The sequence below is a fragment of the Alteromonas sp. ABH4_454 genome (assembly GCF_056311775.1).
In genome coordinates this window covers 3,756,034-3,772,078 of sequence record NZ_CM149972.1, presented here as the reverse complement: position 1 = coordinate 3,772,078, position 16,045 = coordinate 3,756,034, and the positions used below count along the sequence as shown (strand labels likewise).

The following is a 16,045-nucleotide window of genomic DNA, read 5'->3' as shown; positions in this document are numbered from 1 at the left end:
ATTTTTTCGGTTCACGAATGGGATGTTTATTTGGGTTCCCTGGATTAATCCAACATTATTGGGCCTGAACAGTTATTGCACTAGGACTTTTTCTAGCACCAGTTTACAAAACTTGTGTGCATAGCAGAGCAAATAAAAACACTTGTGTTTTACTGCGCAGGCTTATCTTTTTTCATTGTTTCCAATGCGTTCTTAAAATAAGGGCAGCCTAGTGCCCGCGCCTTATCAATGTTATGACTGAATATCTTTTCCGCATCCTCTTCTTTTTTCATATAGCGAGTAATGTCTGCTTCGCGAATTAAATGTAAAAGCGGGTAGGGGGAACGGTTCGTGTAGTTTTCAGCATCGTTAGAATCGCTACCGTCAAAAACATAGTCAGGGTGAAAGCTCGCGAGTTGATAGGTACCGCTGTACCCCCAGTCATGCAGCATATTATCGCCAATAGCTAGCACATCAAGATACTCATCAAAATCATCAAGGGTTGGATGTGTCAGTGCAATAAGCGTGGTGGCGGTGCTTTCATTCTCTTCCAAGTGGCGAAGTTCATCGTACAAAGATTGAATAACGTCCCCTGCATCCCCCGCTATTACTTTACAACGAATTTGATTTGGTGTTCTTACATAGCGCGCAAAGGGGCAGAAATTGTGCTTTATCACAATATCATCAACCCACTTAAGTGTTGCATCAATTACGTGTTGTTCGCTCAACGGAGATATTGGTTCTGCCATAAAGAAGTTATTCAATTTAGGTCTGTATTCAACGAGAGGGGAGTATAAAGCAAAAAGGCAGAAATTTAATTTCTGCCTTTAAAATTTGAGTGAATCTTAGTGCTTTAGGAATGAAACTTAACGTATGCCTCAAGCGTGTTTTCTATCAAACTTGCAACTGTCATAGGGCCGACACCGCCAGGTACAGGGGTTATCCAGCCTGCACGCTCTTTGGCTTTTTCAAAATCGACGTCGCCAATTAACGAGCCATCATTAAGACGATTAATGCCTACATCAATTACAATCGCGCCGGGTTTAACCCAGTCGCCAGGTATAAAATTAGGTTTACCTACTGCTACGACAAGTAAGTCTGCACGCTGGACATGACTTTTAAGGTCTTGGGTGAACTTGTGGCAGGTAGTGACGGTGCAGCCTGCTAACAATAATTCAAGACTCATAGGGCGGCCTACAATGTTAGATGCGCCTACTATAACCGCGTCTAAGCCCTTAACAGGGCGTTTGGTAGACTCTATCATGGTCATGATGCCCTTAGGTGTACAAGGACGCAAAGCGGGAATACGTTGAGCAAGACGACCAATGTTATAGGGATGGAAGCCATCAACATCTTTATGAGGGTGAATACGCTCTAATACTTTCTCTGCGTTGAGACCTGCAGGTAGTGGAAGTTGCACAAGAATACCGTCTATCTCTTTATCTTCGTTGAGCTCATCTACTAAGTTAAGCAAGGTTTCTTCCGTAGTGTCTGAAGGAAGGTCGAAAGAGCGAGAAACAAATCCTACTTCTTCACAGGCTTTACGCTTATTTGAAACATAAACTTGAGAAGCGGCATCACTGCCTACGAGGACAACGGCGAGACCTGGCTGTCTTTTGCCTGCTTGGGTAAGTGACTCAACATAGGAGGTTACGTGTTGGCGAACTTGCTTGGCAATTAATTTGCCGTCAATAAGATGAGCGGTCATAGTCTTGTACGATTCTTATATGGTTGGGTGGTCAACAAGTGCCCTATATTGTTTCATAAAACAGGGGGTATACTCTAGCAATTATTAGATAGTAGTTATTGATTGCCATCGAACATCAATAAGTTGAACAAATAACTTTTCTCGTAACATCAATACGACAAACTCGTTTACGGGTTGCTCAGCGTGGTTAAAAGTAGCGAAATAGAAGCGGAATTGTACAAAAAAACATGATAATGAGTGCTTTGTGAGCGGTTGGCGATTTTATTTAAAAAAGTGTTTGACGAGGTGGGGGGATGTCAGTAATATTCGCACCCCGTAACGGCACAGAGGCTTATGCGTCTTGGTCGATACGACAGTCGGTGAGTGGCGCAGCTTGGTAGCGCACTTGTTTTGGGTACAAGGGGTCGCAGGTTCAAATCCTGTCTCACCGACCACTTTTTGCAGCGAAGATTCGCCAAGCGCCCGTAGCTCAGCTGGATAGAGCAACGGCCTTCTAAGCCGTGGGTCGCAGGTTCGAATCCTGCCGGGCGCGCCATGCGAGTCAGGTAGGTCCTGATAGCAAGGCAGAATTTTTGTATCTATATTGCTAATATAAAGCTTGTAGATTGCAACACACCCTATGGTGGGCGTAGCTCAGTTGGTAGAGCCCCGGATTGTGATTCCGGTTGTCGTGGGTTCAAGTCCCATCGTCCACCCCACTTTTAGCGGAAGTGGTGGAATTGGTAGACACGCTGGATTTAGGTTCCAGTGCTTCACGGCGTGAGAGTTCAAGTCTCTCCTTCCGCACCATATTTTCAAGCTTTTTTAAAAGCTTACCTTAAGCATTCTTGTCGGTGAGTGGCGCAGCTTGGTAGCGCACTTGTTTTGGGTACAAGGGGTCGCAGGTTCAAATCCTGTCTCACCGACCATTTATGCTTATTTGACTTAGCAATAATTCATAGCTCAGCGAGTAAACCAAAGAGTGTTGAATTAAAGTCAAACCAGGCTATCGAGCAGTAAAGTGAGATCCTGACAGTTCGATAGTTGTTTATGTGTTTATCAATTCACACGTAGACAAACACAGGATTACTATGGTGGGCGTAGCTCAGTTGGTAGAGCCCCGGATTGTGATTCCGGTTGTCGTGGGTTCAAGTCCCATCGTCCACCCCACTTTTTTGCGGAAGTGGTGGAATTGGTAGACACGCTGGATTTAGGTTCCAGTGCTTCACGGCGTGAGAGTTCAAGTCTCTCCTTCCGCACCATATTCTCAAGACTCTTCAAGAGTCTTTAAAGAGATATCTATATCGGTGAGTGGCGCAGCTTGGTAGCGCACTTGTTTTGGGTACAAGGGGTCGCAGGTTCAAATCCTGTCTCACCGACCATTATTTCTTATTTTTTCTTTTGTCCTCTTCAAATAGCGTCCCAAACCGCTAGTCAAAGTCGTTTTTCAATCTATTTTTCTTACTAGTTTCGCAATTTGCTTAAAATGCGTTCGATTGGTTGTTACAAACTTGTGTTTCCCTCTCGACTCTTGTGGTGTGCGGCTGTATACTACCGCGTCTTTTTTTAACCAGTACGTTTGTTTCAGGTTGGCTTTGTGGCACGATTTTGTGTCCTAACTTTGATTTTATAAACGTCGAATAACGACCTTCTACCCCGGAGTGATATGCAATTAATGCATGACGGGAGAGGGGATTGAGAACAAAACGCCTATAGAGGCGTATAGTTGAGGTAACATAATGCAAGTTTCAGTCGAGACGACCCAGGGTTTAGAACGCCGTCTTACTATCACCGTTCCATCTGACACGGTTGATTCAGCAGTTAAGTCACGCCTACAGCAGTTGGCAAAAACACAACGCATCAACGGCTTCCGTCCAGGTAAAGTTCCTGTAAGCGTAATCAAAAAGCGTTTCGGCCTGGCAGTTCGCCAAGAAGTTGCTGGCGATGTTATGCAGCAAAACTTCTACCAAGCAGTCATTCAAGAAAAGATTCAGCCTGCTGGTATGCCAAAGTTTGAACTGACTAAAGACGAAGACGGTCAGGACCTAGAATTTGTAGCATCTTTCGAAGTTTACCCAGAAGTAGAAGTGAAAGGTGTTAGCGATATCGAAATCGAAAAGCCAGTAGTAGAAATTACTGATGCAGATCTTGATAACATGATGGAAACGCTTCAAAAGCAGCACGCATCTTGGAAAGAAGTTAAGCGTAAAGCGAAGAAAGACGACAAAGTTATCATCGATTTCGTTGGCTCTATCGACGGCGAAGAGTTCGAAGGTGGAAAAGCAGAAGATTTCGCACTAGAACTTGGCAAAGATCGCATGATCCCAGGTTTCGAGAAACCACTAGTTGGCGCGAAAGCGGGTGAAGAAGTAACTATCGAAGTTACTTTCCCAGAAGATTACCATGCTGAAAACCTAAAAGGTAAAGACGCAGTTTTCCAAGCTACAGTTAAGAAAGTAGAAGGTCTAGACCTTCCAAAAGTTGACGAAGAGTTTGCTAAGCTATTCGGTGTTGAAGAAGGCGGCGTTGACGCACTTAAAGCTGAAGTTCGTAAGAACATGCAGCGTGAGCTAGACCAAACGCTTAAAGCACAAGTTAAAGAAGACGTAATCTCTAAACTTGTTGAAGCTAACGAGATTGATATTCCTCAAGCGCTTATCGATCAAGAAGTAAACGCGCTACGCGAGCAAGCGAAGCAACGTTTCAGCCAACAAGGCGGTGGTCAGAACCTTCCAGACCTTCCTGCGGAACTGTTTACTGACAACGCTAAGCGTCGCGTATCTATTGGTCTACTTCTAGGTGAAGTAATCAAAGAAAACGAACTAAAAGCAGACGAAGCTAAAGTTAACGAGATGATCGAAACTGCAGCTTCTGCGTATGAAGATCCACAAGAAGTTGTTGACTACTACAACAACAATCAAGAGCTTATGCAGCAAATGCAAAACGTTGCGCTAGAAGAACAAGCGATTGAGTGGGTTCTTGAGCAAGCAAAAGTTACTGAAGTAACTAAAGCTTTTGACGAGGTTATGAACAAACAGGCGTAATTTTTTACTGTCTGATTGACAATACTTGTCAGCAACTGCTTAAATGCTCGGAGCCTTCCGAGCATTTTTGTTTTTAACGCTAGATAATCAAGGTAGCTATGACTAATACCCCGTTTGACCCAATGAATGCACTTGTTCCTATGGTTGTTGAGCAAACCTCAAAAGGTGAGCGCTCATACGACATTTACTCTCGTCTTTTAAAAGAAAACGTAATTTTCTTAGTAGGACAAGTTGAAGATCACATGGCCAACCTCATCGTTGCTCAAATGTTGTTCTTAGAAGCTGAAAACCCAGAGAAAGATATTTTCCTATACATTAACTCGCCGGGCGGGTCAGTGACTGCTGGTATGGCAATCTATGACACAATGAGATTTATCAAGCCAGACGTGAGCACAGTGTGTATGGGCCAAGCTGCGAGCATGGGCGCATTTCTACTCTCTGCAGGAGCAAAAGGTAAGCGTTATTGTCTACCTAACTCTCGCGTTATGATTCACCAACCTCTTGGTGGTTTCCAAGGTCAGGCATCTGATTTTGAAATACATGCGAAAGAAATTCTGTCTATTAAAGAGAAGTTGAATCGCCTAATGGCAGACCATACTGGTCAAGACTATGAAAAAGTCGCGCGCGACACAGACCGTGATAACTTTTTAAGCGCAACCGAGGCAAAAGATTACGGCCTGGTTGACCAAGTTTTAGCAAATCGATCTGACGTAGCCGGAACTAAGTAGTATAGTTATAGATGACCCGGGCCAGTGCATAGCACGAATTTGGTTTTCGGCTCGGGTAAGGCAGAGGCAAAAGTAATGAGTGATAAGCAAAGCGGTGACGGTGATAACAAGCTACTGTACTGTTCGTTTTGTGGCAAAAGCCAACACGAAGTAAGAAAGTTAATAGCAGGCCCGTCGGTATTTATTTGCGACGAGTGTGTTGAGTTATGTAACGATATCATTCGCGAAGAAATTAAGGAAATCGCGCCTAAGCAAAAGCAGGACGCTTTACCTAAACCAACTGAAATTCATGCTCATCTTGACGATTATGTTATCGGCCAAGAACATGCGAAGAAGGTACTATCAGTAGCGGTTTATAACCACTACAAGCGTTTGCGCAATGGCGATGTTCACGAAGGCGTTGAATTAGGCAAAAGTAACATTCTGTTAATTGGCCCTACCGGTAGTGGTAAAACACTATTAGCAGAAACGCTTGCACGTTTACTTGACGTGCCGTTCACAATGGCTGACGCAACCACGCTGACGGAAGCGGGCTATGTGGGTGAAGATGTTGAGAATATCATTCAAAAACTACTTCAGAAGTGTGATTACGACGTAGAGAAAGCACAGCGCGGTATTGTTTACATTGACGAAATCGACAAGATCTCTCGTAAGTCTGACAATCCATCAATTACCCGTGACGTATCGGGTGAAGGTGTTCAGCAAGCGCTTCTTAAGTTGATTGAAGGTACGGTTGCGTCGGTTCCTCCGCAAGGTGGACGTAAGCACCCTCAGCAAGAGTTTTTGCAAGTTGATACTTCAAAAATACTGTTTATCTGTGGTGGTGCGTTTGCGGGCCTCGATAAAGTTATCGAGCAGCGTGCGCAGAAAGACACAGGTATTGGATTTGGTGCTACGGTTAAGTCTAAAGACAACAGTAAGCAAATTAGCGAACTGTTCAAACAGGTTGAACCTGAAGACTTAGTGAAATACGGGTTAATTCCAGAATTCATCGGTCGTCTTCCTGTGGTTACCAGCCTTGAAGAGTTGAACGAAGAGGCGCTAATTCAAATTTTACGTGAACCTAAGAATGCAATCACCAAACAGTATGGTGCATTGTTCTCTATGGAAGACGTTGAACTTGAGTTCCGTGACGATGCACTTAACGCTATTGCTAAAAAGGCAATGGAACGCAAAACCGGCGCTCGCGGCCTTCGCTCAATTGTTGAAGCGGTTTTGCTTGATACCATGTACGATCTTCCTTCAATGGAAGACGTAAGCAAAGTGGTTATCGATGAAACGGTAATTCGTGGTGAATCGAAACCTATTTTGATTTACGACAGTAATGAGAAAAAGGCCGCATCTGAATAGATGTTAGCTTGATTCAAAAAAGGTCCTGCGGGACCTTTTTTTGTTTCTAAAGGTTGATAATTGGTCGTAAGTAACCTCTTGATAACTGACAGCAACTGATGAAGTAATATTGAAGGTGGTTGATATTTAAGCGAATACAAGCAGTAAAGCTATCCTTTCTACTAGAATTTTTAGTTTTGTGTTGCCATTCGGTGCAAAATCGATAATGGTTATATTAAGGTCGACTGGCCCTAGAGCAGGGAAGGTAAGGTTAAGGAATTAACACACTTTAATAAGTTTCGATTGAACTTTGCTCTTGCATCCCCATATAAAAATGACATTTCAAACTAATTGAGAACAAGTATGACAGTTGAGCGTGAAAATCGCATTGAAATTCCTGTGCTTGCCTTGCGGGACGTGGTTGTTTACCCGCATATGGTCATACCCCTATTTGTTGGGCGTGAGAAATCAATCCGTTGCCTTGAAGCGGCAATGGATAATGACAAACAAATTTTTCTAGTAGCACAAAAAGACGCGGGCGTTGATGAGCCTGAAGCAGACGATATTTACACTGTAGGTACCATTGCTACTATCCTACAGCTTTTAAAGCTTCCTGACGGTACTGTAAAGGTACTTGTAGAGGGTAGCGTACGTGGTGCAATCGAAAGCTATAAACAATCAGAGCCTTTCTTTGTCGCTAACGTTGATAAGTTAGAAGATGAAGGCATTGATGAGAGTGAGCAAGAAGTCTTGATTCGCTCTGCAGTCTCACAGTTTGAAGGCTATGTGAAACTGAATAAGAAAATCCCGCCAGAAGTACTGACTTCACTTAATGGGATTGAAGATGCGGCGCGTCTAGCAGATACCATGGCTGCGCACATGCCTCTAAAGCTTACTGAAAAGCAAAAAGTGCTAGAAATGCAGGGTGTTAATGAGCGCCTTGAGTATTTGATGGCACTGATGGAAGGCGAAATTGATTTGCTGCAGGTGGAAAAGAAAATTCGCACCCGCGTTAAAAAGCAAATGGAAAAAAGCCAGCGCGAATATTATTTGAATGAGCAAATGAAAGCCATTCAAAAAGAATTGGGTGAGTTAGACGATGCGCCCGATGAGTTCGAGGCACTATCTAAAAAGATTGCCGACGCGAAAATGCCGAAAGAGGCAGAAGATAAGGCGAAAGCTGAACTTCAAAAGTTAAAAATGATGTCACCGATGTCAGCAGAAGCTACTGTTCTTCGAAGCTACATTGATTGGCTTACTAGTGTTCCTTGGAATAAGCGCTCGCCGGTGAAGAAAGATCTTTCACGGGCTGAAGATGTGCTTAACGAAGACCATTACGGCCTAGAAAAGGTAAAAGAACGTATTCTTGAATACCTAGCGGTTCAGCAGCGTGTTAAAAAGCTTAAAGGCCCAATTCTATGTCTTGTGGGGCCTCCAGGTGTAGGTAAAACCTCGCTTGGCCAGTCTGTCGCTAAAGCGACGGGACGTAAATATGTCCGTATGGCCTTGGGCGGCGTGCGAGACGAGGCCGAGATACGTGGTCACCGTCGTACCTACATAGGCTCACTGCCGGGTAAACTCGTTCAAAAAATGGCGAAAGTCGGGGTTAAAAACCCACTATTCTTGCTTGATGAAATCGATAAGATGTCATCAGACATGCGAGGAGATCCAGCGTCAGCCTTGCTAGAGGTACTTGACCCTGAGCAGAACAACAGCTTTAGCGACCATTATTTAGAAGTTGATTACGATCTATCTGACGTTATGTTCGTCGCAACCTCTAACAGCATGAATATCCCTGGTCCGTTGCTTGACCGTATGGAAGTAATTCGACTGTCTGGTTATACCGAAGACGAAAAGCTTAACATTGCGAAGAACCATTTAATTGGTAAGCAAATGGAGCGCAACGGCCTTAAAGCGAAAGAGCTTGAGATTACAGATTCTGCTGTTATAGGCATGATTCGTTACTACACGCGTGAAGCGGGTGTTAGAAGCTTAGAGCGCGAAGTGTCTAAGGTATGTCGTAAAGCGGTTAAAGATATCTTACTTACGAAAAGCAAAGATAAGGTGGTTGTTACTCAAGATAATCTTAAAGACTATCTTGGTGTTCAGCGCTTTGACTACGGCAAAGCCGACAAAGACAACCAAATCGGTCAAGTTACCGGTTTAGCTTGGACGCAAGTTGGGGGCGACCTACTGACCATTGAAACCACATCGGTTCCAGGTAAAGGAAAAATGACTTCTACAGGCTCTTTGGGCGATGTCATGCAGGAGTCAATTAAGGCGGCGATGACAGTGGTAAGAAGTCGCGCTGAAAAGCTTCGCATTAATGATGACTTTTATGAGAAGCGTGATATTCATGTGCACGTTCCTGAAGGTGCAACACCAAAAGATGGCCCAAGCGCAGGTATTGCAATGTGTACCGCTTTAGTATCTTCACTAACAGGTAACCCTGTGAAGTGTGATGTTGCCATGACGGGGGAAATTACTCTTCGCGGTGAAGTACTTGCTATTGGTGGTCTAAAAGAAAAGTTACTTGCAGCACACCGTGGTGGCATCAAAACCGTGGTTATTCCAAAGGACAACGAGCGTGATCTGGAAGAAATTCCAGACAATGTGAAGAAAGATTTATCAATTCACCCGGTTAAATGGATTGATGATGTTCTTGATATTGCGCTTCAGGAGCCTGTTGAAAGTTTCGAAGTGGTTAAAAAGTAACTTACACGTATAGCTGCATACCTTTAATTTTAAAGGCGTGCAGCCTTGTTTTTGCTATAAAAATGCAATAATTGACTAAATTATGCGCATTAGACGAAAGAAAAGCTTATTTTTTTGAAAATAGGGCTTTCATGTCGCAAAAGTTGTGTTACCTTTAAGTGGTATTCGCTTGAAGCCTTGCCACAAAAGGGATTGCAGCGATTCATTTAAAAAGTTAATTATTTGTGACTGAAGCTTGATGTTAACGATCAAGCTTGCTATAACGTTCAAGCAAAATCGTTTTGGACAAACAGTATAATAACAATCGAAGGGGATCTAATTGTGAACAAGTCTCAACTTATCGACCAAATCGCTGCTGGTGCAGACATTTCTAAAGCAGCAGCTGGCCGCGCTCTTGACGCATTCACTGACTCAGTAACTGCGGCGCTAAAAGACGGCGACCAAGTTGCACTAGTAGGCTTTGGTACTTTCTCAGTTCGCGAACGTTCAGCTCGCAGTGGTCGTAACCCACAAACTGGTGAGACTATTCAGATTTCAGCAGCGAAAGTTCCATCTTTCAAAGCTGGTAAAGCACTGAAAGACGCTTGTAACTAAGCAAAAAAATTATAGAAAAAGGCGATGGCTAGTCCATCGCCTTTTTTATTTCTAAAGCAAAGAATTCAATATTGGGGTCAGAGTAACGACTCTGACCCCAATATTTTAAGAGTAAGAATTTCCCCTTTAGGCATGCCGATTTTCATACATGTCAGAGAAACGCCTTAACTTGACGAAAGACATTACAAATAGTTTGTTTTGGCGTTTATATTCGGCGGCATTGGGTTATAATCATCGCTTATTTTACCTTGAGCTCGCCCGCAAGTGATGGGTTAGGGTAATTGTAGTAAGCAACGGAGTTGAAGAACAATCATGCTAGAAAGAATCAGAGAAGGTTCTCAAGGCCCTTGGGCGATGGCGATTATTGCGCTTATCGTTTTAAGTTTCGTATTCGCAGGTGTAGGTAGCTACCTAACATCATCAGGCACTACAGCAGTAGCAACTGTAAACGGCGAAGAAATTTCGGCACAAGAACTAGAACGTGCATACCAAAACCAGCGTGCACAAATGGAGTCACAGTACGGCGAAAGCATCGCGCAGCTTTTCTCTAGCGAAGAATATCTCGCAGATTTTAGAAAAAATGTACTGGACAGACTTATTGCTGAAAAACTGATTCAGCAACAAGCTACCGATATGGGCTTGCGCGTAAGCGATGAACAAATTCGTGAAACGATAGTGCAAATGCCTGAATTTCAGTTTGGTGGTCAGTTTGATAACGAGCGTTTCCAAGCTATTCTCCGTCAAAATGGTTTTCAAGTTGCAGACTTCCGCGACTACCTAAGAACGCAGATGACTCAGAATCAATTGGCTGCAGCGTTAACGAATTCTTCATTTTCTCTAGACGGTGAAGTGCAGCAGGCTAATGCCCTTCAACGTCAAACTCGTGATGCGAAATACGTATTAGTGAGCTCTGACGAATTTGCCAGTTCTATCGAAGTAACAGATGCTGATGTTGAAGCGTTCTACAACAACAATATTGCCTCTTTCGATACTGAAGAGCAGGTGAAACTGGCTTATGTAAAACTAAGTGTTGAAGATCTAAAAGGTCGCGTTTCTGTAGATGAAGAAGCAGTACGTACCTATTACGACAATAACCTAGGAAGCTATGGTACTGAAGAGGAACGCCGAGTTTCACACATCCTTATCGAAGCAGGTGACGACCAAGACGCTGCGAAAGCAAAAGCAGAGTCATTGAAAACTGAGCTTGATAACGGTGCCGACTTTGCAGTGCTTGCTGAAGAAAACTCTGACGACACATTCTCAGCTGAGAACGGCGGTGACCTAGATTTCATTACACCTGAAATGATGGACCCAGCGTTCGATGAAGCTGCGTTTGCTTTAGAAAACGTCGGTGATGTATCTGACGTTGTTGAGACCGAGTTTGGCTTTCACATCATTAAGCTAACAGATTTAAAAGAAGCGCAAGTAAAATCATTCGATGAAGTGGCCAGTGAAATTCGCGATACCCTTCTTTACGATGCGGCGATGGAAAAGTACTTTGAGCTTCAAAATACCCTAGCTGAGATTGCGTTTGAGGTGCCAGATACACTTGAAGACGCAGCTAATGCTGTAGATCTACCTATACAAGAGTCTGTGCTGTTCAGCCGAAATACGGCGCCTGCGGAACTAAGCTTCCCCGGTTTGCTGGATGTTGCTTTCTCATCAGAGCTAGTTGAAGAAGGTCTTAACAGCGACATCATTGAACTTGATGACGAAACAGTTGTTGTTGCACGTGTTATTGAGCATCAACCACAACGTACTCAGTCACTAGATGAAGTTCGCGAGGGAATTGAAGCATCAGTAAAAGCGGAAAAAGCGAAAGAAGCAGCAGAAGCTTGGGCCTTCGACATTGCACAGAAAGTACGTGCAGAGGAAAGTGTTGAAAGCGAACTAGCAGAAAAATCTGTAGCTTGGGAAACGGCAGCAGCAGTGCCAAGAGCAGGCGGTACACTAGCACGCGCATTGGTTGATACGCTTTTCTCACTGGGCCTTGAAGGTGAAGATAAGGTTGACGTGGCAACAACAGTTAACGGCGATGTTGCAGTTGTTATGCTAGAAGGCGTGAATGCTGCACCTGAACTTGAAAACGAGCTAGGAGAAAGCCTGAAACAACGTCTTGCTCAAGTACAAGGTCAACGTGTTTATCAGCAGTACATCGATGCGCTTCGCGCAAATGCTGACGTGACTATTTCAGAGTCATTGTAAGCAACTTCAGCCACTCGATGGTAGGGTGGTAACAATTAGAAATAGTGAAAAGCCAGCTTTTTAATCAAAGCTGGCTTTTTTGATCGCTTAACTTATTTTGCTAAGTGGTTATTTAATTGGTGCTGCACAGCATAATCAATGCTGCGGTAAATTTACTTGCTAATCTCACAGGCTGCATAGGGTTAGTGCGAAGAGATAGACTTTATGGCAAAAAAGAGCTAATGCGTTAAAAACAGCAAGAGTGTATAAAACGCAGCAATAACTCCGGATAGCACGAATATGTAAAGAAACCCCTGCTTGCCTTGTTCAAGAGTATATTTATTGGCTTGCAAATAACCAAACCAAAGTAATGACAAGATAAGGGGTATTAAAACAATTATTTTTAACACAGTACTGCCTTCTTATAAGTTGTGGCCTATTTATAACAATGTGTGGAGCTATAGACAAATATTAGGGAGGCCGGTCGAAACTTCCATACGCCTACAGTATTCTTATTTGCGGCCATTCACGCCGAAAAAGCCTTGGCTATGTTGTCATGACTTTGTCGCAAATCTGTTATTAGTGTGTCACTTTAAATTTGTGTAATAGACCCATGTTTCTAAATTGGGTTACGTGAATGTCAATTCAGCCTTTACCTTCTTTAGCGCCGGCGCGCAGTATTCACTTTGCCGAAGTACTCATGGCTAGAGAGTCTATCACTCCAATAGATGCGGGTTGTCAAAGCTACCTAATCTATAAGCTTGAAAAGCTTGGTTTTACATGTGAAAAGCATAAGATTAATGGGGTCAAGAACCTCATCGCCAGATGGGGGCAAGGGCCTGTTCACTTAGCATTTAGCGGCCATACAGATGTCGTGCCTCCTGGCCCTCTCGATAAGTGGAAATCTCCCCCTTTCAGCCCGGTTATAAGTAAAAATAAACTTTATGGGCGCGGTGCTGCCGACATGAAAACGGGCATTGCAGCTATGCTAGCAGCGACTGAGCGAACTATTGCCTCTTTAGATCCTGATAAAATATCTTATTGGTGGCTAATCACCAGTGATGAAGAGGGGGAGGCGGAGTGGGGCTCTAAATGGATAGCTGAATATTTAGCATCTAAAAATGTACAGCTTGATATGTGCCTAGTAGGCGAACCTTCGGCATCTTCTAAAACTGGCGATACGATAAAGATTGGTCGCAGGGGTTCACTTTCAGGCACTATCCATATTGCAGGAAAGCAAGGCCATGTGGCATACCCAAAGACAGCAGTGAATGCTATTCACAAAGCGAGTAGAGTGGTTAATGCACTAACTCAATATCCTTTTGATACAGGAAGCGATGACTTTCCTGGCACCACGCTTCAAGTAACACATATGGATACAGGAAGCTTCACCGATAACATAGTGCCTAGTGCTGTTCGTATAGAGTTTAACGTAAGATACTCGTGGCAGTTTGATCAAGAGCGCTTATCTGCTTTGCTACGCAATATCATCAATACCGTTGATGTAGAAGCCGAAGTCAGCTTTTCAAGGCCCTGTGAAGCATACTTAAGCAAGCCTAATAGTAATGCAGAGTGTTGCCTAATAGCTTGCGTTGAGAAATCCATTAAAGCCGCCACAGGTCGTTATCCTGTAGTTAGTACGTCCGGCGGCACGTCAGATGGGCGCTTCTTCTCAAGCGAGCACACACAGGTTGTCGAAGTCGGTGTGCCCAACACCACTATCCATCAGGTAAACGAACACATTCACTTATCGGATTTACTTACACTTGAAGATATCTATACGGATATTCTTAAAAATATTGGCGGTCGATAATTACATTTGATATTTCTAGTAAAAATGAAAAGGGAGCGTCAATTAGGCGCTCCCTTTTTAGCTTTTGCGTAGGCTTTATAAAAGACGTGTTCTTTCCTAAAACATTAGGCAGTGGCTTTAAGCTGAATGTCAGTTAAATAGCGTTTGCGTTTCTTCTCGGTAAGGCTTTGCATATCAACCACTACCAAGCCATCAATACAGTCGTTAAAATCTGGGTCGACATTGAATCCAAGGAACGCCACACCACCGTCTTTGGACAGTTCAGAGTATTGCTTATAAAGCGTAGGCACGTTAACGCCCATATTAGCCAATAAATCCTTTAGCTCGGTAAATTCGGCTTTGTAATCGTTACCTTTGAATTGATGTAGCGCATCGTTAGCCATTTGATAAGGGCGTTTACAGGTCGCTTCACCAAACTTTGCAGGGAAATACGTGGAGTAAAATTGTACCAATAGGTCTTTAGCTGGTTCCGGATAGGCATTACTAAGTGACACTGCACCAAATAGATAACGATATTTGGGATAACGACTTAAAAATGCACCAATACCAAACCACAAGTAATCTAAACTGCGTTTGCCCCAGTAGCGAGGCTGAACAAAGCTTCGCCCTAGTTCTAGGCCTTCCTTAAAAAGTTTGTCGTTGTTTTTGCCATAATTAAATAAAGTGGCAGAATAAAGTCCCGTAGGGTGATCGGGCGCTGTCAAAAGTTCTGCATCGCCAAAGCGATAGGCGCCTACAATTTCCAAGTCGCTGTCGTCCCATAGCACAAGGTGATAATAGTAAGAGTCGTATTGATCAATATCTCTACGTTTATTGGTGCCTTCTCCCACGGCGCGAAATGCGACTTCTCGCAAGCGGCCTATCTCACGCATAATTGGCGAGCAGCTTTTGTGCTGATACAGGTAGATAGACTTTCCATCACCCGTTTCTCCGAGATGCTCACATTCTCGAATTGCGCGGGCGAGCTCTTTTCTGTCTTCGGGCATAGCAATAGACGCCTGCGTTTCAAATACGCCTTTCTTGTTGCTGCCAATGCGATATAGGTGGCGCTTAAACAGCTTTACCTGCTCTTTTAGCGGAATATTGGTTTGCTGGTAAGCTTCAAAAGGAATAAGTTCGCCAATGCGCATAGGTAAATGCTTTTTGCGCTGTTTGAACATTTCTTTAACCAGCAGTGCGGTGGCGAGTGGTTTGTATACCATAGACACGCTGTAAAAAAGGGGGCTATTTTTAGCGTCAATATAAACCGGCAATATCGGCGCTTTAGCTTGCTTTGCAATACGCAAAAAGCCAGTGTGCCATCGCGTGTCGCGAACACCTTGCGGGCGTAATCGAGAGACTTCACCGGCAGGAAAAATCAATATAGCACCGTCGCTTTTGAGGTGTTTTTGGATAGCCGATAAATGCTGCTTCGGTGTGCCACCCTGCATATTATTTACTGGTAGCAACATATCGTGAAGAGGCTCGATAGCCATGAGCATTTCATTGGCCACTACTTTTAAGTCGTGCCGCACTTCACTAACTAGTTTAATTAGCGCAAGGGCATCGAGAGAGCCAATAGGGTGGTTTGCGATAATTACCACTTTGCCTTCGCTTGGAATACGTTCTTTTTCGACATCACGGGTGGAGTAGCTGATATTGAAGTACTCCAACACTTGTTCTACAAAATCAATGTCTTCATAGTGCGGATAGGTTTCACCAAATTCGGTAATTTCGCGTTCGTGAAGAAGGTGTCTTAATACGAAAGACAGCGATTTAAACAGAATAGGATTGTTCGCTACTTGAGGATAATGCTTGTTCAGTACGTCGTTTACAGTAAACATAGAACCTGTTTCTCTTTCGGTTTTGGCGAACAATAGCAGGACAATGTGACGCTTTTTACACAGTTTGATGGCAGTTATTTGACAGTGTTAAAAAGATGTTATTGATGCTGGCTCGACAAGTTTGTTTCGCGTAGAAGGGTTCAATAAAA

10 protein-coding genes and 8 tRNA genes are annotated in these 16,045 nt (G+C 43.6%); 15 read left to right on the top strand and 3 right to left on the bottom strand.

Features of this window, described 5'->3' with window-relative positions:
- Positions 1 to 149: 149 nt before the first annotated feature.
- Positions 150 to 728: a DUF1415 domain-containing protein gene (locus ACYX4W_RS16530; RefSeq protein WP_476073876.1), complete on the bottom strand. Its 579-nt coding sequence runs from the start codon at positions 726 to 728 to the stop codon at positions 150 to 152.
- Between the two features lie 104 nt (positions 729 to 832).
- Positions 833 to 1,687, bottom strand: a complete 855-nt coding sequence (folD, locus tag ACYX4W_RS16525; RefSeq protein ID WP_118493308.1) for a bifunctional methylenetetrahydrofolate dehydrogenase/methenyltetrahydrofolate cyclohydrolase FolD — start codon at positions 1,685 to 1,687, stop codon at positions 833 to 835.
- A gap of 357 nt (positions 1,688 to 2,044) precedes the next feature.
- On the opposite strand from folD, the gene ACYX4W_RS16520 reads away from it, so the two are divergent.
- From ACYX4W_RS16520 to dapE, 15 genes are all read left to right on the top strand, one after another.
- Positions 2,045 to 2,121 (top strand) — tRNA-Pro (locus tag ACYX4W_RS16520).
- 24 nt (positions 2,122 to 2,145) lie between these two features.
- Positions 2,146 to 2,222, top strand: a tRNA-Arg gene (locus ACYX4W_RS16515).
- 87 nt (positions 2,223 to 2,309) lie between these two features.
- A tRNA-His gene (locus ACYX4W_RS16510) sits at positions 2,310 to 2,385 on the top strand.
- 6 nt (positions 2,386 to 2,391) lie between these two features.
- Positions 2,392 to 2,476: transfer RNA gene (locus ACYX4W_RS16505), tRNA-Leu, on the top strand.
- A gap of 42 nt (positions 2,477 to 2,518) precedes the next feature.
- Positions 2,519 to 2,595 (top strand) — tRNA-Pro (locus ACYX4W_RS16500).
- Between the two features lie 165 nt (positions 2,596 to 2,760).
- Positions 2,761 to 2,836: transfer RNA gene (locus ACYX4W_RS16495), tRNA-His, on the top strand.
- Between the two features lie 7 nt (positions 2,837 to 2,843).
- Positions 2,844 to 2,928 (top strand) — tRNA-Leu (locus ACYX4W_RS16490).
- A 43-nt stretch (positions 2,929 to 2,971) separates the two neighbouring features.
- Positions 2,972 to 3,048, top strand: a tRNA-Pro gene (locus tag ACYX4W_RS16485).
- A 357-nt stretch (positions 3,049 to 3,405) separates the two neighbouring features.
- The gene (gene tig / locus ACYX4W_RS16480) at positions 3,406 to 4,710 is read left to right on the top strand and encodes a trigger factor (protein WP_476073875.1); all 1,305 of its coding nucleotides are present in this window, start codon (positions 3,406 to 3,408) and stop codon (positions 4,708 to 4,710) included.
- Positions 4,711 to 4,808: 98 nt separating this feature from the next.
- Positions 4,809 to 5,438 (top strand): ATP-dependent Clp endopeptidase proteolytic subunit ClpP, encoded by a 630-nt coding sequence (clpP, locus tag ACYX4W_RS16475; protein ID WP_118493312.1) that lies wholly within the window; start codon positions 4,809 to 4,811, stop codon positions 5,436 to 5,438.
- A 75-nt stretch (positions 5,439 to 5,513) separates the two neighbouring features.
- A complete protein-coding gene (clpX, locus tag ACYX4W_RS16470; RefSeq protein WP_269917387.1) occupies positions 5,514 to 6,788 on the top strand; it encodes an ATP-dependent protease ATP-binding subunit ClpX in 1,275 nt (424 codons plus the stop codon).
- A gap of 342 nt (positions 6,789 to 7,130) precedes the next feature.
- Positions 7,131 to 9,482 (top strand): endopeptidase La, encoded by a 2,352-nt coding sequence (lon, locus tag ACYX4W_RS16465; protein WP_474805745.1) that lies wholly within the window; start codon positions 7,131 to 7,133, stop codon positions 9,480 to 9,482.
- Between the two features lie 321 nt (positions 9,483 to 9,803).
- Positions 9,804 to 10,076 (top strand): nucleoid-associated protein HU-beta, encoded by a 273-nt coding sequence (gene hupB / locus ACYX4W_RS16460; protein ID WP_012518978.1) that lies wholly within the window; start codon positions 9,804 to 9,806, stop codon positions 10,074 to 10,076.
- A gap of 312 nt (positions 10,077 to 10,388) precedes the next feature.
- A complete protein-coding gene (locus ACYX4W_RS16455; protein ID WP_474805748.1) occupies positions 10,389 to 12,281 on the top strand; it encodes a SurA N-terminal domain-containing protein in 1,893 nt (630 codons plus the stop codon).
- Between the two features lie 616 nt (positions 12,282 to 12,897).
- Positions 12,898 to 14,073 (top strand): succinyl-diaminopimelate desuccinylase, encoded by a 1,176-nt coding sequence (dapE, locus tag ACYX4W_RS16450; RefSeq protein WP_476073874.1) that lies wholly within the window; start codon positions 12,898 to 12,900, stop codon positions 14,071 to 14,073.
- A gap of 104 nt (positions 14,074 to 14,177) precedes the next feature.
- Here the strand turns inward: dapE and olsF are convergent, their stop codons facing one another.
- Positions 14,178 to 15,896, bottom strand: a complete 1,719-nt coding sequence (gene olsF / locus ACYX4W_RS16445; protein WP_476056206.1) for a bifunctional ornithine lipid synthase OlsF — start codon at positions 15,894 to 15,896, stop codon at positions 14,178 to 14,180.
- Positions 15,897 to 16,045: the final 149 nt, after the last annotated feature.

What these genes read in the sequence shown, in the direction of transcription:
- dapE (WP_476073874.1), top strand. Translation starts at nt 12,898, where the DNA reads ATGTCAATTCAGCCTTTACCTTCTTTAGCGCCGGCGCGCAGTATTCAC.
- ACYX4W_RS16455 (WP_474805748.1), top strand. Translation starts at nt 10,389, where the DNA reads ATGCTAGAAAGAATCAGAGAAGGTTCTCAAGGCCCTTGGGCGATGGCG.
- folD (WP_118493308.1), bottom strand. Translation starts at nt 1,687, where the DNA reads ATGACCGCTCATCTTATTGACGGCAAATTAATTGCCAAGCAAGTTCGC.
- ACYX4W_RS16530 (WP_476073876.1), bottom strand. Translation starts at nt 728, where the DNA reads ATGGCAGAACCAATATCTCCGTTGAGCGAACAACACGTAATTGATGCA.
- clpX (WP_269917387.1), top strand. Translation starts at nt 5,514, where the DNA reads ATGAGTGATAAGCAAAGCGGTGACGGTGATAACAAGCTACTGTACTGT.
- tig (WP_476073875.1), top strand. Translation starts at nt 3,406, where the DNA reads ATGCAAGTTTCAGTCGAGACGACCCAGGGTTTAGAACGCCGTCTTACT.
- clpP (WP_118493312.1), top strand. Translation starts at nt 4,809, where the DNA reads ATGACTAATACCCCGTTTGACCCAATGAATGCACTTGTTCCTATGGTT.
- lon (WP_474805745.1), top strand. Translation starts at nt 7,131, where the DNA reads ATGACAGTTGAGCGTGAAAATCGCATTGAAATTCCTGTGCTTGCCTTG.
- olsF (WP_476056206.1), bottom strand. Translation starts at nt 15,896, where the DNA reads ATGTTTACTGTAAACGACGTACTGAACAAGCATTATCCTCAAGTAGCG.